General features: G+C 38.1%; 17 protein-coding genes. 6 read left to right on the top strand and 11 right to left on the bottom strand.

Features of this window, described 5'->3' with window-relative positions; translation table 11 throughout:
• Nucleotides 1–32: 32 nt before the first annotated feature.
• The 10 genes from GWJ01_RS06565 to ydiJ form a co-directional block, all read right to left on the bottom strand.
• Nucleotides 33–950, bottom strand: coding sequence for a L,D-transpeptidase family protein (locus GWJ01_RS06565; RefSeq protein ID WP_109394275.1), 918 nt, complete (start codon nucleotides 948–950; stop codon nucleotides 33–35).
• Between the two features lie 116 nt (nucleotides 951–1,066).
• On the bottom strand, nucleotides 1,067–1,495 hold the full coding sequence (sufE, locus tag GWJ01_RS06560) for a cysteine desulfuration protein SufE (protein ID WP_109394274.1): 429 nt from the start codon (nucleotides 1,493–1,495) through the stop codon (nucleotides 1,067–1,069).
• Between the two features lie 21 nt (nucleotides 1,496–1,516).
• On the bottom strand, nucleotides 1,517–2,755 hold the full coding sequence (gene sufS, locus GWJ01_RS06555) for a cysteine desulfurase SufS (RefSeq protein WP_167394843.1): 1,239 nt from the start codon (nucleotides 2,753–2,755) through the stop codon (nucleotides 1,517–1,519).
• 11 nt (nucleotides 2,756–2,766) lie between these two features.
• Nucleotides 2,767–4,074 (bottom strand): Fe-S cluster assembly protein SufD, encoded by a 1,308-nt coding sequence (gene sufD, locus GWJ01_RS06550; RefSeq protein ID WP_161710871.1) that lies wholly within the window; start codon nucleotides 4,072–4,074, stop codon nucleotides 2,767–2,769.
• On the bottom strand, nucleotides 4,049–4,795 hold the full coding sequence (sufC, locus tag GWJ01_RS06545; RefSeq protein WP_109394271.1) for a Fe-S cluster assembly ATPase SufC: 747 nt from the start codon (nucleotides 4,793–4,795) through the stop codon (nucleotides 4,049–4,051). The genes sufD and sufC overlap by 26 nt, the downstream gene beginning before the upstream one ends.
• A 44-nt stretch (nucleotides 4,796–4,839) precedes the next feature.
• Nucleotides 4,840–6,342, bottom strand: coding sequence for a Fe-S cluster assembly protein SufB (sufB, locus tag GWJ01_RS06540; protein WP_075673222.1), 1,503 nt, complete (start codon nucleotides 6,340–6,342; stop codon nucleotides 4,840–4,842).
• A gap of 17 nt (nucleotides 6,343–6,359) precedes the next feature.
• The gene (sufA, locus tag GWJ01_RS06535) at nucleotides 6,360–6,728 is read right to left on the bottom strand and encodes a Fe-S cluster assembly scaffold SufA (protein WP_036913225.1); all 369 of its coding nucleotides are present in this window, start codon (nucleotides 6,726–6,728) and stop codon (nucleotides 6,360–6,362) included.
• Between the two features lie 416 nt (nucleotides 6,729–7,144).
• Entirely contained in the window at nucleotides 7,145–7,765 is a 621-nt protein-coding gene (locus GWJ01_RS06530; protein WP_109402474.1) for a hypothetical protein, read from the bottom strand.
• A 172-nt stretch (nucleotides 7,766–7,937) separates the two neighbouring features.
• The gene (gene menI / locus GWJ01_RS06525) at nucleotides 7,938–8,351 is read right to left on the bottom strand and encodes a 1,4-dihydroxy-2-naphthoyl-CoA hydrolase (protein WP_109394268.1); all 414 of its coding nucleotides are present in this window, start codon (nucleotides 8,349–8,351) and stop codon (nucleotides 7,938–7,940) included.
• Nucleotides 8,348–11,404 (bottom strand): D-2-hydroxyglutarate dehydrogenase YdiJ, encoded by a 3,057-nt coding sequence (ydiJ, locus tag GWJ01_RS06520; protein WP_161710870.1) that lies wholly within the window; start codon nucleotides 11,402–11,404, stop codon nucleotides 8,348–8,350. Before ydiJ ends, menI begins: the two co-directional genes overlap by 4 nt.
• A 216-nt stretch (nucleotides 11,405–11,620) precedes the next feature.
• On the opposite strand from ydiJ, the gene ydiK reads away from it, so the two are divergent.
• Entirely contained in the window at nucleotides 11,621–12,733 is a 1,113-nt protein-coding gene (ydiK, locus tag GWJ01_RS06515; protein WP_023582359.1) for an AI-2E family transporter YdiK, read from the top strand.
• A gap of 455 nt (nucleotides 12,734–13,188) precedes the next feature.
• Here the strand turns inward: ydiK and ppsA are convergent, their stop codons facing one another.
• Nucleotides 13,189–15,561 (bottom strand): phosphoenolpyruvate synthase, encoded by a 2,373-nt coding sequence (gene ppsA / locus GWJ01_RS06510; RefSeq protein WP_109394266.1) that lies wholly within the window; start codon nucleotides 15,559–15,561, stop codon nucleotides 13,189–13,191.
• A gap of 218 nt (nucleotides 15,562–15,779) precedes the next feature.
• Here ppsA and ppsR point away from each other — a divergent pair, with 218 nt between their 5' ends.
• From ppsR to GWJ01_RS06485, 5 genes are all read left to right on the top strand, one after another.
• Nucleotides 15,780–16,646, top strand: a complete 867-nt coding sequence (gene ppsR / locus GWJ01_RS06505; RefSeq protein ID WP_109402477.1) for a posphoenolpyruvate synthetase regulatory kinase/phosphorylase PpsR — start codon at nucleotides 15,780–15,782, stop codon at nucleotides 16,644–16,646.
• A 121-nt stretch (nucleotides 16,647–16,767) separates the two neighbouring features.
• The gene (locus tag GWJ01_RS06500) at nucleotides 16,768–17,817 is read left to right on the top strand and encodes a 3-deoxy-7-phosphoheptulonate synthase (RefSeq protein ID WP_161710869.1); all 1,050 of its coding nucleotides are present in this window, start codon (nucleotides 16,768–16,770) and stop codon (nucleotides 17,815–17,817) included.
• A 257-nt stretch (nucleotides 17,818–18,074) separates the two neighbouring features.
• Nucleotides 18,075–18,257 carry a hemin uptake protein HemP gene (gene hemP / locus GWJ01_RS06495; protein WP_088495769.1) on the top strand — a complete coding sequence of 61 codons (183 nt, stop codon included), beginning with the start codon at nucleotides 18,075–18,077 and terminating at the stop codon, nucleotides 18,255–18,257.
• Between the two features lie 80 nt (nucleotides 18,258–18,337).
• The gene (locus tag GWJ01_RS06490) at nucleotides 18,338–20,524 is read left to right on the top strand and encodes a TonB-dependent receptor domain-containing protein (RefSeq protein WP_161710868.1); all 2,187 of its coding nucleotides are present in this window, start codon (nucleotides 18,338–18,340) and stop codon (nucleotides 20,522–20,524) included.
• Nucleotides 20,525–20,592: 68 nt separating this feature from the next.
• Nucleotides 20,593–22,620, top strand: coding sequence for a TonB-dependent hemoglobin/transferrin/lactoferrin family receptor (locus GWJ01_RS06485; protein ID WP_109402480.1), 2,028 nt, complete (start codon nucleotides 20,593–20,595; stop codon nucleotides 22,618–22,620).
• Nucleotides 22,621–22,645 lie beyond the last annotated feature (25 nt).

The raw sequence follows: 22,645 nt of genomic DNA, 5'->3' as shown, positions 1-22,645 counted from the left end.
TGTTTTGTTTTTAATAGTATCATCCTCACTGACTAGTAAGCAGTAACCTCTACTGGAATACCCGAGCGTCGAATAAGTTCTGCATCAGCTTTATCTTTATTAACCTTGCCACTCTCATACCAAGCATTAAATTGCTTTGTGAATGTAAGAGGCATGGTTTGCGGATCGTCATCTTCATTACGTGATAGTGGCTGATGAACTTCAATAAACTGTCTGCCGTCTGCGGTTTCAGTAAATTTAATCGGTTTATTGATAACCTGGACTCGACTCCCTTTAGGTACCACGTTAAATAAGGTCTCAATATCACTTGGGCGTAAACGGATACAACCTGAACTCACTCTTAAACCAATACCAAAATCAGCATTAGTACCATGTATAAGGTATTCACCTCGACTATGTGCCAATCTTAAAGCATATGCCCCCATTGGATTTTCAGGGCCAGCAGGAACGACAGCCGGTAGCGTAATCCCTTTAGCTGCATAATTTTTGCGAATATTCGCCGTTGGTGTCCAAGTGGGATCTTTAATTAATTGAGAAATCGATGTCACCATCTCAGGTGTTTCTCGCCCTAATTGGCCAATTCCAATCGGGTAAACATCAACAGTTCCACCCTCTTTTGGATAATAATAAAGGCGCAGTTCAGCAAGATTGATAACAATGCCTTTATGTATGGTATCAGGCAAAATCATCTGCAATGGGATTGTTAAGGTTTTACCTGCATCAGGCAAAAGAGGATCAATACCAGGATTCGCTTCCATCATATTGAGCAATCCCACTTGGTATTCGGACGCAATAGCCTCTAATGAGCGTTTATCATCGGGAACTATATATGAAAAATTTTCACCAATAATACGCTGGCCATCAGCAGGTAGTAGATATTCTGTCGCATAAGATAAGTGACTACTCATCCCTAATAGCGATACCCCTAAAAGAGTTAACCATTTTTTCATCGTTTATCCCGTGTGTTAGAAATAAAATAAACTGACTATTATGATGATAACATTATCATTGTTATGCTTTCATATAATAAGTCAGTTTAGAACATTAATGCGGGATCAGGTAACATTTATGCTACAGCGTATTCTGAAAAACGTGTAATAAGCGTTGTAACCATCGCATGCAAACCTTGCGTGCGAGATGGTGTTAAGTGGCTTTCTAGTGCTAATGATGAGAAGTAATGTTTGATATCCGTTTCTAATGCTTGTTCGATAGTTTTACCTTGAAATAAGATAATCACTAAAGCAACAAGGCCTTTCACAATGCCCGCATCACTATCACCAGCCAGCACTAGCTGTTTATTCTCATTAAGAGAAACCGCTATCCAAACTTGACTTTGACAACCTTCAATAAAATTAGCTGAAATACGTTGTTCATCTGTTAAAGGAGGAAGGCGCTCACCTAGCTCCATCATATAAAGATAACGTTGTTCCCAATCCTGACAACGAGAAAAATTGCGTAATAGCTTTGCTTCATCTGGCAAATTAGCAACTGCCATGAATAACCTCTTTTTTAATTTTTAACCTAATAACATCTCAACACGTAATAGCGCATTAACCAACGCATCGATATCATTTTTATTGGTATATAAACCAAGAGATGCACGACACATCGCAGGAACTTGGTAATAATCCATAATTGGCATCGCACAATGATGCCCTGTACGAATAGCAACGCCATAATTATCAAGGAATGTCCCAACATCATAAGCGTGATGTTTGCCTAAATTAAACGCTATCACACCTTGTCGAGAATCATTGCCATAAAGCGTTAAGGATTTTACTTTTTGCAACTGCTCTTGGGCATACTTCATTATATGACTTTCATACTCAGCAATATTATTCATGCCTATTTGTGAAAGATAATCTAATGCCGCACCTAAACCAATCATTCCCATTATGTTAGGTGTTCCTGCTTCAAAGCGCCAAGGCGCATCTGCGTAGGTAATATCGCCATTAATATGAACATGCTTTATCATTGCGCCACCGCCTTCCCACGGCGGTAATTCATCCAGTATCGCTTTCTTGCCGTATAACAAACCAATACCTGTAGGCCCATAAAGTTTATGACCGCTACAAACAAAAAAGTCGCAATCAAGTTGTGAAACATTAATTGTTTGATGCATTGCACTTTGAGCACCATCAAGCAATATATGTAATTCACCACCTTGTTCAATTGCATATTGACGAGCATCACGAATAATTTGAGCGACTGGATTCACTGTGCCCAATACATTTGATTGATGAGTGAGGCTGAGTAATTTAGTTCGCTCATCAATTAAGTGAGGCAATTGAGCAAAATCGAGCGTGCCGTCTTGCAACAACGGTAACACACGAACATTAAAGCCATACTGTTTTGCTAACATATACCACGGAACAATATTTGCGTGATGTTCCATTTCTGTGATGATGATATTATCACCATCATTCAAAAATCGTTGACTATAAACGTTCGCAATTAGGTTGATCCCTTCCGTTGTGCCTTTAACAAAGACTATCTCTTCTTCACTATTGGCACCTAAAAAATCACAGGCTTTTTTACGGACATTTTCAACTAACGTTGTCGCATTTGCACTTAATGTGTGAATGCCACGGTGAACCGCGGCATATTGTGTTAAGGCAAATTGTTTTTCATGTTCAATGACGCAAGCCGGTTTCTGAGCACTTGCGGCACTATCGAGATAAACCAAAGGTTTTCCTTTCACTTGTTGTGAAATAATTGGGAAATCATCTCGCGCTTTTTCAATGGAATGCGTCATAATGCCTTATTTTATACCTCTAATAAGCGCTGATTAACTCTTTCTAATACCAGTGCTTTAATCACACTATTTTCTAGTGATTCAGTTAATTCAGCTGCAAATGCATGAATGATCATTTTACGGGCATCACTTAAGGAAATACCTCGTGAACGCAGATAAAATAGCTGCTCATCATCAATTCGTCCCACAGTAGCACCATGACTACACTTCACATCATCAGCATAAATCTCAAGCTGTGGTTTAGTATCGATTTGCGCTTTTTCACCCAGCAACAGATTGTTATTAGTCATTTGACCATCTGTTTTTAATGCTTGAGGTGTCACCGTGATCATACCGTTAAATACAGCTTTCCCTGCATCCATCGCAATACTTTTATGTAGTTGACGACTCTGGCAATTTTTCTCACCATGAACCAACCATGTGCGAGTATCTGCAATCTCTCCAGCTTTAGGTAATACAACGCTATTCATCGAAAGCTCTGTATTTTCACCTTTTAATGCAGAACTTGTGTGATGACGACTAAGTTTAGCGCCTAATAAGAAAGCGTAACTGTTAACACGAGCATCACGGCCTATCGACAGATCGTTATGGGCAAAATGCTGACTTACGCCATTCTCAAAACTTAATTTGATATGGTTAAAAGAGGCATTATCGCCGATCGTTGCAGTTAACCTTGCTCCTGTAAAATGATGGTTTTCACTATCACTGCTAATATAGTGCTCTACCACTTGCATCTGGGTATTTGCACCAACATCAAGATGAAAACGATAATTTGCACTATTTACCTCAGCACTTTGATCCCCCTGAGTAATATTGAGGATATAAAGCGGTTTATCCGCAATAACACCGTTTTTCAGGGTAATAAGCAAAGGATGTGGCGCTAAACTTTCAACTAAATGCAGGAAGATTTCACTATTTACCGCTTTAGGTAATTCACTTTGGTTATCAAGTAAAGTGACTTGATAAGGACCAAAATCTTTACTGCTTTCTATTGGTGAAAATGTACCATTCACCATAACAATACGGTAGCAATCAAAAGATAATGCGTGTTTAGCTATTAAACTTTGTACATCAAAAGGTGGCAACTGTTGATAGCGTTGACTTAGTGTTTCTTCTAAAGGCGTATAATGCCAATCTTCATGGCGATAAGCAGGGAAACCTATTTTCTCAACTTGCAACCAATGATTACGAGCGTTGAGATTATCGTCACCTTTACGTTGATGATATAAAGCCGAAAACATTTTTAATGCTTGTTGATTACGCTGTTCAACTTGACGCTGTTTTTCACGCTTTTCATTGAGGGTCAATAAGCCAGCCATAACCTTGTTCCTCCAATTTTTGCGCCAATGAAAAATCACCTGATTTAATGATTTTTCCCTGATAAAGCACATGCACAAAATCAGGTTTAATATAATCTAGAATACGTTGGTAGTGTGTTACAACGATGAAAGCACGTTTACCATCACGTAAGCTATTAACACCATTAGAAACAATTTTTAATGCGTCTATATCAAGACCTGAGTCTGTTTCATCTAAAATACATAGCTCAGGCTCTAACGCAGCCATTTGCAAAATATCATTACGTTTTTTCTCACCACCAGAAAATCCCACGTTAACAGAGCGTGTTAGCAAATCTTGTGGCATATCCAGTAATTTGATTTTATCTTCAATAAAATCTTCAAAGTCAAAGCGATCTAACGGCTCTTGACCACGATATTCTCTCACTGCATTTACAGAAGATTGTAAGAAAAACTGATTACTGACACCGGGTATTTCAACAGGATATTGAAATGCCATAAAGATGCCTTCACCTGCGCGATCTTCCGGTTCTAATTCCAATAAATCTTTATTTTTAAAGGTAATTGAACCGTCATCAACTTCATATTCATCACGACCAGCAAGCGTTGCAGATAGCGTACTTTTACCCGAGCCATTTGGTCCCATAATCGCGTGAACTTCACCTGCACGTACCTGCAAATCTAATCCTTTAAGGATCTCATTGCCTTCAACACTGACATGTAAATTTTTAATATCTAACATAATATATGCCTTCGGTATCTTTATACTCAGAATCTGGTTAATAATTAACCGACACTATGCTCTAAGCTGATTGCTAATAATTTTTGTGCTTCTACAGCAAATTCCAGCGGTAATTCTGAGAACACATCTTTACAAAATCCGTTTACAATCATTGAGATTGCATCATCTTCGCTTAATCCACGCTGACGACAATAGAACAACTGATCTTCACCAATACGTGACGTTGTTGCTTCGTGTTCAAGCTGTGCTGAATTGTTCATTACTTCAACATAAGGGAAAGTATGCGCACCACACTGTGTGCCAATTAACATGGAGTCACACTGGGTGAAGTTACGAGCATTTTGCGCACCAGGAAGTACTTTTACGAGCCCACGGTAACTGTTTTGACTTTTACCCGCAGAAATACCTTTAGAGATAATGGTTGATTTGGTATTTTTGCCGATATGGATCATCTTAGTCCCCGTATCTGCTTGTTGATTGCCATTGGTTAAAGCAACCGAGAAGAATTCAGCGGTGGAATTATCCCCTTTTAAAATCACACTTGGGTATTTCCATGTGATTGCAGAACCTGTTTCTGATTGCGTCCATGACATTTTGGCATTTTCGCCTTCACAGATAGCACGTTTAGTCACAAAGTTAAGGATACCGCCTTCACTATCACCACCAGAGAACCAGTTTTGTACAGTAGAGTATTTTACTTCGGCATCTTTATGGATAATGACTTCAACCACAGCAGCATGAAGCTGATAGCTATCTCGAACAGGTGCTGAACAACCTTCGATATAACTGACATAACTGCCTTCATCAGCAACCAGAATAGTTCGTTCAAATTGGCCTGTTTGAGCGGCATTAATACGGAAATAAGTCGATAACTCCATTGGGCAACGAACCCCTTTTGGAATATAGACAAAAGTACCATCAGATGCGACCGCAGCATTCAGTGCAGCAAAGTAGTTATCATGGCTTGAGACAACAGTGCCTAAATATTGGCGCACTAGATCAGGATATTCTTGAATAGCCTCGCTAAATGAACAAAAAATAATGCCATGTTCAGCAAGCTCTTCACGATAGGTTGTTGAAACAGAAACCGAGTCAAAAATAGCATCAACAGCAACGGCTTGCCCTTCTCTTACAGGCACTCCGAGTTGGTTAAAAGCATCTTCAACTTCTTTGGTTAAATAATCCTGCGCAGCTTGTTTATCGCTCGTAACAGCTTCATTTGTGCCACCAGCACAACTGCCGTTAGCACAACATGAACTACAAGATGGTGCTGAGTAATAGCTATAATCTTGATAATTAAGCGATGGATAATCTGCTTTTAGCCAATGTGGCTCTTCCATTTCTAACCAATGGCGATAAGCATCTAAACGAAATTCCAGCATCCACTCTGGTTCGTTTCTTTTTGCCGATATTGCACGTACAACCGCTTCATTTAATCCTTTTTCTAAGGTGTCGGTTGAGATATCGGTATAAAAACCTTCTTTATAGTGGTGATCGCTTAGCCATCCCTGAACTTCATCACCAATTTCAACATTGCTCTGAGACATAATCTGACTTCACTATGTTATACCCCAAAGCTCTCACCACATCCGCAGACGTTTTGAGCTTTAGGATTATTAAATTTAAACATTTGATTAAGTCCTTCACGAACATAATCAACAACCAACCCATCAATAAATGGCATTGCTTTTAATGAAACAAAGAGTTTTGCGCCATTATGTTCATAAACAAGATCATCATCATTTGGGGCAGTAGCGAGTTCAATAACATAACCATACCCTGTACAACCAGAGGGTTTGATACTTAAGGAAAGCCCTTGTTTTTCAGGGTTTTTCTCGACTAAATGGCAGATATGCTTTGCCGCATTATCCGTTAATACAATGCCTTGCCAAGCTGTGTCATTAAGAGAAAAAGTTTCAACGTTGTTTGTCATTTCTGACCTCATTTCGAAAGGAGATTGATATCTTTCCTGACACTAATGGTAATGATAACCCTTATCACTTCAACCATGTCTTTTGAAAGGATATTCTGTAAATGTGTATTTTTTGTTCTATTTTTGCACTTATTTTGTTAACAACTCATGTTAACGCAATGTAATATAACACTTTTATATTTTTTCATTCTAAAAAATAAAACTTTTAATTTTTCTTATATTTCGCACAATACGCATATAAGTTGCAAAATAAATACACTTTATATGTTATCACTGAAATTTAGAGAAAAAAGCATAAAAATGTGTTTTTACAACTAGCTTATTGAGCCTACTCACATTCATTTTTATGCTTTGATGAGGGATAAGATAGCACCACTTATGTGATGACCTCTTATTGGTTTGTGTGCTCTTCGATGTTATTTATTAATAGTGATGGTTTGAATATATTTGTCTGTACATTCAAGAATTTGACTATTTTTTTGTTTGTTCGATTGGCTATTGAAATTACTAATTAATTGCAGTTGCCATACTCGATTCGTTTTAAGATCTGCCGCTAAAATACCTTCATAGCTCACGTTCTCTTTTGCATATTTCCCTTCAAAAAAGACATGTCGACTTTCCACATTTGGGATAGTTAATGGTTTTATCAATGTAGATATTTCATTCATGCCATCTATGATAGCAATATTATCTACAATACCTTGTGCTCCCGCATCCACATCGTAACTCATTGCATCGATCATTTTAAAATAAACCAGACGAACCTCTGTCAAGTCACAAATAGGTTCTGATTTATAAACTATCATTTCCGTTGTGACATCCTGAATATTATCAGGTAATGATTTAAAATAATTTTCAGTATCTTCTCTGCTCATTGAAAACGAAGTGGGATAAGCCATATTAAAACCAGAAATAGTTTGTACCGGAATATTACTTATATTATTACTCGTTTCAGAGGTAGAATTATTATCGCACCCGCTGATTAATAAACCTGCAATTAATAATACTGTTGTGTTGAATTTAGAAATAGTAAACATTATTGATCGTCTTATCTTTTATTATGAAGATAATGATTATCATTAAAAATAAAATCTAAATAAAGAAGTAATTCTATTTTCTCTCTCTATTTTTATTTTTTTGACATTATCTATAAACACAAAAAACGCACAAAGCGAGTATTTCACTTTGTGCGTTTGTCTTTTTTATTCTTTAAGAAATAACCGATGTCGTTAATCTAGAAATACACACTTGACGATCTTCATCATCAAAGATTTCTATTGACCAGACTTGGTGTGAACGTCCTAAATGAATCGGTTTACATACGCCTCTTACCTTGCCTTCTCTCGCTGAACGAATATGATTCGCATTGATTTCTAGTCCAACAATTTTTTGTTCGCCTTCAGTACAAAGATAACCCGCAACAGAGCCCAATGTTTCAGCTAATACAACAGAAGCACCACCATGTAAAAGCCCTAAAGGTTGCTTAGTACGATGATCAACAGGCATTGTTCCTTCAAGATAATCATCACCAAGACATGTTAACTCAATGCCCAAATGGCTCATCATATTGTTTTGTCCAATATGATTAAGATACTCAATTGTCGTTTCACGTTTCCATATCATGGCATAATCTCCAAAAGTGCCTGTAGTGGGTGTTTTAGCTCAATATTATCAATACGTTTCACTTGACTACGACAAGAGTAACCGGTGCTTAAACAACGCATTGTTGGTAATGTTTTTAATGCATTACCCCATGAGAGTTGATAAATGCCCAACGAGTTTTCATAATTATTTAGTTCATGTCCATAAGTACCTGCCATTCCACAACATCCAGTACTCACAAATTCGAGTTGCTGCCCATAACGTTGGAAAATAGCCTGCCACTGTTTCATACTTTGTGGTAGCGCCGTCACTTCTGTACAGTGCCCGAAAAGATACCATTTTTCAGCATCATCGCGAACTGCTATTGGATCAGATACCAATTTACTTAGCCATTCATGAACAAGTTGAACATTAAAATCCCCACGCTTATCACCCAATATTTCACGATATTCATCGCGATAACAAAGCACTAATGCGGGATCAACCCCTACCATAGGAATACCTAATTTTGCGACACGATTAAGCATGATTGAGGTTTTTTGTGCCGTTTTGCTAAATTGCTGTAAAAAACCTTTAATATGTTGCGCTTTCCCATTAGGTGAAAATGGCAGTAAAACAGGTTTAAATCCAATTTTTTCAATCAGTTTGATAAAATCGGCAACCACTTTTGCATCGTAATAACTGGTAAAGGGATCTTGTACCACCAGCACATAATGACTTCGTTGCTTTTCAGATAAACGCTCTAAGTCTTCTAGCGTCATATCTAACGCTTTGTGCCCAGCCAATTGCTGTCTTAATGTAGGCGATGACAGCAAAGGTAAATCGACCATTCCTATCGTATGTTTACTTAATGACTGCACCAACGGTTGCTTCATAAAAAAGTTAAAAAATCCGGGAGCTTTCGCCATCATCGGCGTTGTTAATTCAACATTCGCGACAATATAGTCTTTTAACGGGCGTAAATAACGCTGGTGATAAAGTTCAGTAAACTTAGAACGAAACGATGGCACATCAATTTTAATCGGACATTGCGTTGAACAGGCTTTACAAGCCAAGCAACCGTTCATAGCCGCTTTCACTTCATGAGAAAAGTCATATTCGCCACGTTTGGCTTTCCATGTATTACGTGTTTTCTCAATCAAACCTCTTAAACTAGGTTTATTATTTTCAAGGCTAGATTCAAGTTGTTTTGGGCTAACGCCTTGCTCTGTCAATAAGCGTAACCACTCTCTTACAAGTGCAGCGCGTCCTTTAGGTGAATGAATGCGTTGCCCGCTGATTTTCATTGAAGGGCACATTGGGCTTTTGGCATCAAAGTTAAAGCAAAGTCCATTACCATTACAATCTAGTGCACCTTTGAACTCTTGACGCACAGATAAAGGGATTGTGCGATCAAAGGTACCTCGTTTGATGGTATCTACTTGCTTCATGGGTTCATCGACCTCTAATGGAGGGCATATCTTCCCAGGATTCAGTCTATTTCGAGGATCGAATACCGTTTTGATTTGACGCAGTTCATGATAAAGCGTTTCACCGAAAAATTCGGGGCTGTATTGCGCTCTAAAGCCTTTTCCATGTTCACCCCAGAGTAACCCACCATATTTGGCTGTTAACGTGACAATGTCGTCTGAGATAGATTTCATCAATAATTCTTGTTGTGGATCGCACATATCAAGAGCCGGTCTTACGTGCAATACCCCTGCATCAACATGTCCAAACATGCCATAATTGAGCTGATGATTGTCAAGTAACGCTCTAAATTCGGTAATATAATCAGCAAGGTGTTCTGGTGGCACACAGGTATCTTCTACGAAAGGAATTGGCTTTGCTTGTCCTTTGGCGTTACCTAATAAACCAACCGCTTTTTTACGCATGGCATAAATACGGTTAATATCCGCCAAATCTTCACAGACTTGATAACCAATAACACCGCCCTGGCCCTCTTTCATTAATGAATCTAAGCGTTGGCATAATGATGCGACTTGTGATGCGATAAGGTTTTCATCATCGCCCGCAAATTCAACAATATTCAGTCCTTGCATATCTTTATCAGGTATATCTGTGATCAACTCTTTTACAGAGTGCCACACGATATCTTCACGGGCGAGATTTAATACTTTTGAATCAACCGTTTCAACAGAAAGTGCATTCGCTTTAACTAAAAAAGGGGCGTTGCGTAATGCTGAGTCAAACGAATCGTATTTTACATTGACTAAACTGCGCTGTTTGGGAATTGGCGTAATATTCAGTGTCGCTTCAGTAATAAAAGCTAGCGTTCCTTCAGAGCCTGTTAAAATTCTCGTTAAATCAAATCGTTTCATGTCATCACTAAAGACATGACGCAAATCATACCCTGTTAAAAAGCGATTTAATTTAGGGAATTTTTCAAGAATGAGCTTTCGTTGCTCTTTACAACGAGATAAAACAGTACGGTAAACTTTACCCATTGCGGAGCTTTCTTGGGCAATGTTTTCAGCTAGTGCCGTATCCATAGCTCGTGTTTCAAGCAGCTCACCGCCTAACAAAACCGCCCTAACACCAAGTACATGATCAGAGGTTTTACCATAAACCATTGAACCTTGCCCTGATGCATCAGTATTAATCATTCCACCTAATGTAGCGCGATTACTGGTAGATAGTTCTGGTGCGAAAAAAAAGCCATAAGGTTTTAAAAAGAGGTTTAACTCATCTTTTATCACCCCTGCTTCCACTTTTACCCAACGCTCTTGCGGGTTTATCTCGATAATACGCTTCATATAGCGAGATAAATCAACCACAATACCATCCGTTAACGCTTGCCCATTAGTGCCTGTACCGCCCCCTCTAGGAGTCAGAGAGAGTGAATGATATCGAGGTTCATCAACTAAGCGAGCAATAATAGTTACATCAGCGGTTGAGCGAGGAAAAACAACAGCCTGTGGCAATAACTGGTAAATACTATTATCTGTTGCCATAGTGAGTCTATCAGCGTAACTGCTGGAGATATCACCGGTGAAACCGTTTTTTCGAAGAGTATCAAGAAATTCTGTTGTGAGTTCACTGACTTGCGGTGCTTGCGATATACGTGGGATCATTTGTTATAGCTCTTTAATCTAATAGTCCACATTGCTTAATTTTAGATGTTGAAATGTATGCTAAGAGGTACTTTGTCTCATTTTGCACTTTCAGACCGATACCTGTTCACCTTATCATACAATTCTGGCAAATTGCGTAGTGATATAAACAACGTGATATTTGCAATGTTTATTCATCTGCTTCTAGCATTTTTATTCGTGTAGGGATTTAAAACCATGGAAAAACCGCAGATCCATACAGATATACCCAAAGTTTTATTCACTGTTCTTTTTATTTCTTTTTTTATTATCGCCAGTTTTTGGATCCTAAATCCCTTTATTGTGGGTTTTATTTGGGCTGGAATGATTGTTGTTGCAACGTGGCCTTTACTTCTTATTATTGAAAAACGGGTAAAATACCGTTGGTTATCAACCATGATAATGATGATTTTGATATTACTGATCTTCGTTATCCCTATTATCTTATTAATTAGTAGTGTCATTGATAATAGTGCGCCTTTAATAGAATTAGCAAAATCACCTTCGAATATTCAGCCGCCTCAATTATTATGGCTTAACGATATCCCAATGATAGGGAGCAAGCTTTATGATACATGGCACTCTATCCTTGTCTCTGGTGGTAATGCGTTAATCTCAAAAATCCAGCCTTATGTCGGACAAGCTGCAAACTGGTTTTTTGCTCAAGCCTTAAATATTGGTCGATTTGCCCTACATTTGGGTGTGATGTTGTTATTTTCTGGCTTACTGTTTTTACAAGGCGAAAATGTCGTATCTTGGTTACGTCATTTTGCCATTCGTTTAGCCGGTCAGCGTGGTGATGCTGCAATCTTACTTGCATCCATGTCTATTCGTGCTGTCGCATTAGGCGTGGTTTTAACCGCATTAATTCAAGCGATTGTTGGTGGTATCGGTCTCGCTGTGTCTGGCGTACCTTATGCGACTGTATTAACGGTCATTATGTTTATTTGCTGCCTTGCTCAAATAGGCCCTTTATTAGTACTGATCCCTTCCATTTTATGGCTATTTTGGACAGGTGATACCACTTGGGGCATTGTTATGGTGATTTGGGGGGGCGCCGTTGCAACAATGGATGGTGTATTACGACCTTATTTAATCAAAATGGGTGCTGATTTGCCTATGGTATTAATTCTTACGGGTGTTATTGGGGGGATTTTAACATTAGGTATGATTGGATTATTTATTGGCCCTGTTGTTCTTGCTGTTGCACATAGCTTATTAAATGCATGGATTAATGAAGTACCAAAACCTAATCCTGATTTAACTGAAACAGTAGAATTTATGAATAAAAACTTTATCGAAAAAGAATAAATAATAATGGAGCATGTAAGTGTAGCTACTTACATGCTCTAAAAATAACAGAGTAAAGTTTAATAAAGATTATCAATTTAGGAATAAACTATTATATTTTTATATTGAAACTTACAATTTGAAACAAATTACATTTTTTTAAACCTGTTTGTTACCAGCAAGTTATATTCACTTTCAAATAAGCTTATATTCTTTTTATTGAGATAATTCTTAGAGCATAATTAACGCATTTCTCTTAATATAAATATCAACGAAACAAATGTTTCATCAAATTAATAATTTTGCCTTTCATATTAATAGATTAATTGGCGAGATTAAAGAATATAAAATATTGCTGTGTGTAGTCTTTGCCTGTCAGCCCATGATAGGCTTTTTTTTTGCCTATTATTTAATAATTGTATAAAAAAAGCTCACATTATATTGTGAGCTTTTTATTTATAGCAATGATATTAATTCTATTGTGCTAATTTTACCCAAGTTTTAATTACGGTATCTGGGTTTAAAGATAAACTATCAATTCCCTCTTCCATTAGCCATTGTGCAAAATCTTCATGGTCAGAAGGTCCTTGACCACAAATACCCACATATTTTCCATTACGTTTAGCGGCTTGGATTGCCATTGATAATAATGCTTTCACTGCATCATTGCGTTCATCAAACAGTGCAGAGACCACACCTGAATCTCGATCAAGACCTAATGTTAATTGGGTCATATCGTTAGAGCCGATAGAGAAACCATCAAAGTGTTCTAAGAATTTATCTGCTAATAAGGCATTTGATGGAATTTCACACATCATAATGACTTTTAAGCCATTCTCACCACGTTTCAAACCATTTGCCGCTAATTCATCAATAACTTCTTCAGCTTGGCGTACAGTACGAACAAATGGGATCATGACCTCAACATTCTCTAAGCCCATATCATTACGAACACGTTTTACCGCTTCACATTCAAGCGAGAAACAGCGACGGAAATCGTCAGAAACATAACGGCCCGCACCACGGAATCCTAACATTGGGTTCTCTTCATCTGGTTCATAACGATCGCCACCCACTAAGTTGGCATATTCGTTAGATTTAAAGTCAGATAAACGAACGATAACGCGTTTAGGCCAGAATGCTGCTGCTAATGTTGCAATCCCTTCCGTTAATTTACTAATGTAATACTCAACTGGAGATTCATAGCCTGCCATCATTTCATTGATTTCAGCTTTCAGTGCTTCAGTTTGGTCGTCATACTCTAGTAATGCGCGGGGATGCACACCAATCATACGGTTAATAATAAATTCTAAACGCGCAAGACCGACACCATCATTTGGTAAGCCTGCAAAATCAAATGCACGATCAGGATTACCGACGTTCATCATGATTTTGAGCCCTAATTCAGGCATATTATCGATTTCAGAGCTCTGAATAGAAAAATCCAGTTTGCCATCGTAAACAAACCCTGTGTCACCTTCAGCACAAGAAACAGTTACAACTTGTCCTTCAGCAATACATTCTGTTGCATCACCACAACCCACAACCGCTGGAATACCCAATTCACGAGCAATAATTGCAGCGTGACATGTTCTACCACCACGATTAGTCACAATCGCAGAGGCTTTCTTCATGATAGGTTCCCAATCTGGATCTGTCATGTCAGTAACCAACACATCACCCGCTTCAATTCTATCCATCTCACTTAAGTTATGGATAACTTTAACGGCACCCGTACCAATACGATGACCAATAGCACGGCCTTCGATAATAACAGAGCCACTTTCATTTAATTGATAGCGTTCCATCACTTGTTGGTTAGAACGAACAGTTTCTGGGCGAGCCTGAACAATGTATAAACGACCATTATGTCCATCTTTAGCCCATTCGATATCCATTGGACGACCATAGTGGCGTTCAATCAATACAGCTTGTTTAGCTAGCTCCTGAACTTCATGATCAGTCAAAGAGAAACGATTGCGCAGTGGCTCTGGCGTATCTTCGATACGGACTTGTTTACCATGTTCAACGCTGTCTGCGTAAACCATTTGGATCTTTTTAGAGCCAAGATTACGACGAACAATAGAAGGTAGACCTTTTGCTAAAGTTGGCTTGTGTACATAAAACTCATCCGGGTTAACAGCACCCTGTACAACCATTTCACCTAAACCATAAGCTGATGTAATAAAGACAACTTGATCAAAGCCAGATTCAGTATCGATGGTAAACATCACACCTGAAGAAGCGAGATCAGAACGCACCATACGTTGAACGCCAGCAGATAATGCAACACCACGGTGATCATAACCTTGGTGAACACGATAAGAGATTGCGCGATCGTTAAATAACGAGGCAAATACGTGTTTGATTGCAACGAGTATGGCATCAATACCTTGAACGTTTAAAAACGTCTCTTGTTGACCGGCAAAAGAAGCATCAGGCATATCTTCTGCAGTCGCAGATGAACGAACGGCAAATGAAGCTTCAGATTCACCTTCACTTAATGTGAGATAAGCATCGCGAATGTCTTTTTCAAACTGAGGCGTAAAAGGTGTATCAATTACCCACTGGCGAATTTGATTACCTGCTTGAGCCAGTTGATTAACATCATCAACATCAACGCTATCAAGTAATTCATAAATACGCTGATTGATACCGCTCTGTTCCAGAAAATCATTAAACGCTTGCGCTGTGGTAGCAAACCCATTAGGAACAGAAACACCCAGTTCCGCTAGGTTTGTGATCATTTCACCGAGGGAAGCATTTTTCCCACCAACACGATCAACGTCATTCATACCTAATTGGTTATACCAAAGCACATTGCACGGGGTGAGGCTATTGCTGGACATTGAGAACAATCCTTTTTTAAACAATTATGAGAGAGAGAAAAAAAGAAAAACCCGCTGTCAAAACGACAACGTAAATAAGCGTATCACAATGTGATGCTGAATATAGAAAGGTGAATCGATCAACCAGAAAACTTTATTTTTTTATCCTTTATAATCACTAAAAATGCTTTAGATAATATTGTTTGATTTGCTAATTCAGCTAAAAAAAGGTGAGCGTTATGATATTAAGCTTGAATTCTATTAATTGTGATAATAATGAACCCATTGATAGGACAGTCTTTTTTATCTCTGATGGTACAGCAATTACGGCAGAAGTATTAGGCCATGCGGTACTTTCTCAATTTCCATTAAAAATGAAAAGTTATACATTACCTTTTGTTTCTACTGTAGAAAGAGCTGAAGAAATAAAACAGAAAATCTCTGAAATTTATAAAAAGAGTGGTGCTAAGCCTCTTGTTTTTTATTCTATTATCAGCCCTGAAGTTAAACAGATAATAAATAGTAGTGAAGGTTTTTGTCAGGATATTGTGCAATCTCTCGTGATACCACTCGAAAAAGAAATGGGGATCCAGGCATCACCAAAATTAAACAAAACCCACGGATTAACTGAAAAAAACCTTAGCAAATATGATGCTCGTATTGCTGCAATCGAATACACCCTTTCCCATGATGATGGTATATCATTACGGAATCTCGACCAAGCTCAAGTGATATTAATTGGTGTTTCTCGTTGTGGAAAAACGCCCACCAGCCTCTATTTAGCTATGCAATTTGGTATTCAAGCTGCTAACTATCCATTTACTGCAGATGATATGGATTTCTTAAAACTACCAGCGGAACTAAAAGAATATCAGCATAAATTATTTGGCTTAACCATTGCGCCAGAACGTCTTGCTGCTATCCGAAGTGAACGTCGTGAAAATAGCCGTTATGCATCAATTCGCCAATGTAGAATCGAATTAGCTGAAGTGGAAGCCCTTTTTAGAAAAAACAATATTCCTTATCTCAACACCACTAATTATTCTGTTGAAGAAATTTCAACCAAGGTAATTGATTCTATGGGATTAGCGAGAAGAATGTTTTAACTCTTTCTGGCGACTTTTTTATTCGTTTTTCTCTGTGAACGCTGTTGAAATTAGCTGAATTTCGTTTATTGTGATCTTAATCACTGGGTAGACTTACCCTGTATATTTATTGAGATGAATTATGTTAAAGACTGACGAACTACGGACTAAGGTGCTAGACAGTCTGGTAACACCAGAAACCTTAGCAAAAGAGTTCCCCATTTCTGATGAGATAACCCAAAATATCACATCAGCACGTAAACGAATTGAAGCGATCCTTACCGGCGAAGACAAACGACTATTAGTAATTGTAGGGCCTTGTTCTATTCATGATCCTAAAGCCGCCAAAGAGTACGCCACTAAGCTTAATCAGCTAAAAGAGCATTATCATGAGCGCTTAGAAATCGTCATGAGAACCTACTTTGAAAAACCACGTACAGTCATTGGCTGGAAAGGCTTAATCTCCGATCCTTACCTTGATAATTCTTGCAATGTCAACGAAGGTATTCGCCTTGCGAGAAAGCTATTAATTGAAATAAATGCGTTAGGTTTACCCACTGCAACTGAATTTCTCGATATGGTTACAGGCCAATATATTGCAGATTTAATTAGTTGGGGCGCCATTGGTGCAAGAACAACTGAAAGCCAAGTTCATCGTGAAATGGCTTCTGCACTCTCTTGCCCTGTGGGGTTCAAAAATGGCACCGATGGTAATACCCGTATTGCTATTGATGCTATTCGCGCTTCTCGTGTAAGTCATACTTTCTTATCACCTGATAAAAATGGCCGTATGACGATTTACCAAACCAGTGGTAATCCTTATGGTCATATTATTATGCGTGGAGGTAAAAAGCCGAATTATCACGCAAGTGATATCGCTGATGCGGTTGATGCACTAAAACAAGTAGATTTACCAGAGCATCTTATTATCGATTTTAGTCATGGCAACTGTGAAAAAATTCATCGTCGCCAATTAGAAGTAGCCAGAAATGTTGGTCAGCAAATTAAAGATGGCTCACAAGCGATTGTAGGTGTGATGGCTGAGAGCTTTTTACAAGAAGGCTCACAAAAAGTCGTACAAAATAAACCGCTTAATTATGGGCAATCGATCACTGATCCTTGTTTAAGTTGGAATGACACAGAACAACTTCTTGAATTATTAGCACAAGCCGTTGAGAGTCGATTTCGATAAACTTATTTATTAAGGGGTAACCTTTACCCCTTTTATTTTGTCTTCTGTTTTCATCTAAATTCCCCCCTTTATTGACGTTATATTTTGAGAAAAATATAAGTCCCTTTTATTCCATTGTTTTAATTTTCATCGCATAGCGTTTAGTTATTCACAATATGACTTAAATTTACCAGTTTACGTTAAAAAAAGCTTGTCTAAACACTTTTGTTAACGATAATGATTATCATAATGATAACGCTTATTACTCTTAGTGTATTATGAATAAAAAAGCTAATAATTTGGATAGTTCTTTAACTAAACAGAATTCTCATTCTTCAATAATTCAATCAATCAATAGCATTGAGTTATTGGGTAAAGATGGCGTGGTTTACATTCAACATAACGGAGAGTTGTATCAACTGCGTCAAACAAAGGCGGGAAAATTAATCCTGACTAAATAATCATTTTGACAATAACGTGCAAGCCACCTACTCCCTCAGCTAGGCAGCCAGCTAAATAACTCCATATACAAGGACTTTTTATGGACATTTATGGTATGTGTATGCTGAAAAAACATTTCAAATATTCAGGTATAGCGACAGCTCTTTGCTTGTTGTACACCCCCATTGCCTCTGCACAATCAGACAATACAGAGATGGACTCTCTCACGGTTGTTGGTCATTCCATTGATAAAACAACTCACGACTTTCATTCCATTATTGATAGTTCGACACCTCAAGCACAAACTGCATCAACCACTGGTGAAATGCTAAATAAAGTGGCTGGTGCAACCCTATCAGGAACAGGTGTTACAAATGGTGCAAACATCCTTATGCGTGGCTATGATCAAAAAGGCGTTAAGATCTTAGTCGATGGTATCGAGCAACCTTTAGAAAATACTATCAATAACTTAGGTGGTATTTTTCTCGATCCTTCATTAGTGAAACGTATTGATATAAAACATGGTTCATCCCCTGTATTACACGGTAATGGGGCAATGGGCGGTGTTGTTTCATTTCAAACGCTTGAGCCTCGTAACTTATTAAAAATAGATGAGAAACTCAGTACTAAATTATTTACCTCGCTTTCATCTGCTGATAGGCACTTCACTTATGGAGGGATTATTGCGGGACGACACGATATTGCTGAAGGTTTGTTCGCATATAGCCAACGCCAACGAGGTCCTATTCACTTAGCAAGTGGTGACAAACTCGAAAATCACGAACATATTAATAATTTTTTTGCTAAAGCCTATCTCTATCCAACAGAAAATCAGACCCTTATTTTTTCAGCAAGACACTATGAGAATAAAGGTACTCAGCGAGAAGTTTTGCATCGCATGGGTGGGTTTGGTAAGAATGAAAGTAACCAAGTAGAACGACAATCTAAACAGAAAAATTATTCTGTCACTTATCATTATGAGCCTGAAATACAAAGTTGGATTAATTTAACCAGTCATTTGTATTACTCACAATTCAATATTAATCAAATATTTTTAACCGATACTTCCCTTTCTGATTATCAACGTAGAAAAAACCAACAAGGGAAAATAGGTAGAAATGAAGATCGGACACAATTAACTTATGGGCTAAAAATTGAGAATAACTCTCAATTTTCCTATTCAGATAAATTAAATCAAAAAATCATTTTAGGCACAGAAGCTTATCAACAAAAAATGGTTTCTAACCAAGCGGCAAAAAACTTCCCTCTTGCAAAAATGGTTTATGTTGCTGGTTGGGTAGAAAGTCAGCTCTCGACACCACATTTACCTTTAGCATTAACAACTGGTTTGCGTTATCACTATTATAAAAATAAACCTCAAAGTGAGCTAAATTCGCTTTTAGAGGATTTTAAACAACATAAACCCGATTTTCATCAAACAAGTGAAAACAATATTAGTAAAAATATTGCCCTAACCTTTACACCAACACAATGGTTACAACTCTATACCTCATATTCAACCAATATGAGAGTACCAACGCTAAATGAAATGTTTAACGACTCTCTTCATTTTGAAATACCGGCTATTTTTGGTCGTACAGCAAAAGGATTTTGGATCCCTAATCCTAATCTTAGCCCTGAAAAAAACCGTACTTGGGAATATGGTGGAAAACTGACTTTTTCGCACTTATTAGCATCTGATGATGAATTTTCTCTGAATGTAGCTTATTTTGATACGAAAGCGATAGACTATATTACATATGACATTTGGGATGCTCGTGTATTAACGAAAAAACTTCATCTGCAAGCCATTAATATTCCTCAGGCACTTATCGACGGTGTTGATCTCGGATTACGCTATTCACATCCATTAATTTCTATTGGGCTTGGTTATAATCGTACTCGAACCCTTGAATTAACTACGCATGAAACCATTTCGCCTGTTCGCCCTGAAGTACTTACAACCTTTATTCAACTTCCTATTGCTAAAACCCCCTTCTCATTAGGGTGGTCAGGAAAATTTGCCAGTGCAACAGAAAATAAAGGCACACATAAAGGAAGAGCGCCTCACGTAAAAGGTAAAACAACAAATCGAATGCAAGAGCTGATTATTCAATATCCCGGCTATGGTATTCATGATTTTTCAATCAGTTATCAATCTCAAAACAATAAAGATATTCAAGCTGCATTGGTACTTTCTAATGCCTTTAATCGAGAATATTTCTCGGCATTAGGTGTGCCACAAGAAGGTAGAAATATCAAAATGTCCGTCAGTTATCGCTGGTAGATGAGGAGCAATGATTTATATAACAAAGGGCTGTTTAACAGCCCATTCAATAACGGAGATCCATCTGCATGTCTCAGTCATCTTTATTGATAAAATTTAGTTTGCTGGCTGTTGCTGTCTCTTCTGCTTGTGTGTCTGCACAAGAGAAAACACAAACTAATGAGGGAAGAAAATCAGAGGTACTTACTGTTTATGCAACAGGTAATGAACGCGACAGCTTTACATTGCCCATGATGTCAACGGTTATAAAAAATAACAATGCGTTGTCAGAAACTGCAGGAAGTGCTTCTGAATTACTTCGTCATGTACCTGGAATTTCTATTTCAGGGGCAGGTCGTACTAATGGTGAAACCATCAGTATGCGTGGATACAGTAAAAATGGAATACTGACACTTGTAGATGGCGTGCGCCAAGGAACAGATACTGGTCATATCGACAGTATTTTTGTCGATCCTTTGCTTATAAAACAAGTTGAAGTTATTCGTGGCCCTTCTGCTCTTTTATATGGTAGTGGAGCTCTTGGCGGTGTTATCGCTTACGATACTGTTGATGCAAGCGATCTGCTTTCAAAAAACGAACAAGGGGGCGTACGTGTTACTGGTCTTGGTAATACCGCTCAACATAGCCAAGGTTTAGGTGTCACTGCTTTTGGTAGACACGATAACCTTGATGGACTTATTGCATTATCAGCTCGCGACAAAGGCGATACCCGCTATGGTGGCGGTTATCGTGCTCAAAATGACGAAACCATTATTAATCTTCTTTCTAAAGGGCGTTGGTTAATTGATGATAGCAACACGTTAAGTGGACAATTCCGCTATTATCATAACAATACAAATCAACCCAAAAACCCTCAAGTTCCCTCAAACCCTACACTTACAAATGTAGAAACTGATCGCACCACGACACAAAAAGATGTTCAGCTAACCTATCAATTTGATCCTTCAGATTCACAATGGATTAATTTGAAAACACAGGCTTACTACAGTCAAGTTGATATCAATGCCAAAACGATACAAAAAGGATTTGAAGGTCGAGAACAAAAAACCTATGGCGTAAAACTCGAAAACCGCTCACAAGTAGGTACATACAGCTTTGCATCACATGGATTGACTTATGGTGGCGAAGTTTATAAACAAAAACAATCACCAAGCCAAAATGCAGAAAGCTTCCCACAAGCCGATATCCGCTTTATGTCAGGTTGGGTACAAGATGAAGTCACTTTACGTGATTTACCTGTCTCCTTAATTTTAGGAACGCGTTTTGACAAATATAAAAGCCAAAACGATCGTTATGATGATATTACTGCGGATAAATGGTCATCAAAAGGAGCAATCAGTATTACACCCACTGATTGGTCGATGCTTTATACCTCTTACTCACAGGCATTTAGAGCACCAACTTTAGGTGAGATGTATAACGATGCAAAACATTTTGATGCACCTTTCCCCGGCGCACCAACAAACTATTGGCGTCCAAATCCTAATTTAAAGCCTGAAACCAATTCAACAACTGAATACGGATTCGGTTTTCAATTCGACGACTTATTATCTAATAATGATAATCTGAAAATTAAAGCTGCCCATTTCAATACTCGTGCAAAAGATTATATTGATGCAGATGTTGCTATTTTTCAGGGATATACACAATCAACAAATATTCCAAGAGCAACTATTTGGGGGTGGGATGTTTCTATGAGCTACCAATCAAAATTCTTTAATTGGGATTTAGCTTACAACCATACCAAAGGGAAAGATAATGCGACTAATGCCTCAATTACCTCAATTGAGCCAGATACATTAACCAGTCGCTTTGATGTTCCTGTACCAAGTACTGATTTTTCTGTGGGTTGGGTTGGTCAATTTACTAAGAAAACGGACTTTACCAAACATGACCGTTTTAATCGTCCAAGCAATCGCCAACAGGCAGGTTATGGCGTTAATGATTTTTACCTTCGTTATGAGGGTGATGCCTCATTTAAGGGGCTAACAACCTCATTTGTACTGAGTAACGCATTTGATAAAACTTATTATTCTTCTGCAGGTATTCCTCAAGAAGGCCGAAATGCAAAAGTACTTGTGAGTTATCAATGGTAATTAACAATAAAATCAACGATACAAT

Source organism: Proteus sp. G2618 (assembly GCF_009915995.1).
GTDB lineage: Bacteria > Pseudomonadota > Gammaproteobacteria > Enterobacterales > Enterobacteriaceae > Proteus > Proteus terrae.
The sequence above is the reverse complement of the archived record's forward strand: the minus strand, read 5'-3'. Positions and strand labels throughout refer to the sequence as shown.

Excerpts from the sequence above, each read along its gene's own strand:
- GWJ01_RS06565 (WP_109394275.1), bottom strand. The coding sequence starts at position 950 with ATGAAAAAATGGTTAACTCTTTTAGGGGTATCGCTATTAGGGATGAGT.
- sufE (WP_109394274.1), bottom strand. The coding sequence starts at position 1,495 with ATGGCAGTTGCTAATTTGCCAGATGAAGCAAAGCTATTACGCAATTTT.
- sufS (WP_167394843.1), bottom strand. The coding sequence starts at position 2,755 with ATGACGCATTCCATTGAAAAAGCGCGAGATGATTTCCCAATTATTTCA.
- sufD (WP_161710871.1), bottom strand. The coding sequence starts at position 4,074 with ATGGCTGGCTTATTGACCCTCAATGAAAAGCGTGAAAAACAGCGTCAA.
- sufC (WP_109394271.1), bottom strand. The coding sequence starts at position 4,795 with ATGTTAGATATTAAAAATTTACATGTCAGTGTTGAAGGCAATGAGATC.
- sufB (WP_075673222.1), bottom strand. The coding sequence starts at position 6,342 with ATGTCTCAGAGCAATGTTGAAATTGGTGATGAAGTTCAGGGATGGCTA.
- sufA (WP_036913225.1), bottom strand. The coding sequence starts at position 6,728 with ATGACAAACAACGTTGAAACTTTTTCTCTTAATGACACAGCTTGGCAA.
- GWJ01_RS06530 (WP_109402474.1), bottom strand. The coding sequence starts at position 7,765 with ATGTTTACTATTTCTAAATTCAACACAACAGTATTATTAATTGCAGGT.
- menI (WP_109394268.1), bottom strand. The coding sequence starts at position 8,351 with ATGATATGGAAACGTGAAACGACAATTGAGTATCTTAATCATATTGGA.
- ydiJ (WP_161710870.1), bottom strand. The coding sequence starts at position 11,404 with ATGATCCCACGTATATCGCAAGCACCGCAAGTCAGTGAACTCACAACA.
- ydiK (WP_023582359.1), top strand. The coding sequence starts at position 11,621 with ATGGAAAAACCGCAGATCCATACAGATATACCCAAAGTTTTATTCACT.
- ppsA (WP_109394266.1), bottom strand. The coding sequence starts at position 15,561 with ATGTCCAGCAATAGCCTCACCCCGTGCAATGTGCTTTGGTATAACCAA.
- ppsR (WP_109402477.1), top strand. The coding sequence starts at position 15,780 with ATGATATTAAGCTTGAATTCTATTAATTGTGATAATAATGAACCCATT.
- GWJ01_RS06500 (WP_161710869.1), top strand. The coding sequence starts at position 16,768 with ATGTTAAAGACTGACGAACTACGGACTAAGGTGCTAGACAGTCTGGTA.
- hemP (WP_088495769.1), top strand. The coding sequence starts at position 18,075 with ATGAATAAAAAAGCTAATAATTTGGATAGTTCTTTAACTAAACAGAAT.
- GWJ01_RS06490 (WP_161710868.1), top strand. The coding sequence starts at position 18,338 with ATGGACATTTATGGTATGTGTATGCTGAAAAAACATTTCAAATATTCA.
- GWJ01_RS06485 (WP_109402480.1), top strand. The coding sequence starts at position 20,593 with ATGTCTCAGTCATCTTTATTGATAAAATTTAGTTTGCTGGCTGTTGCT.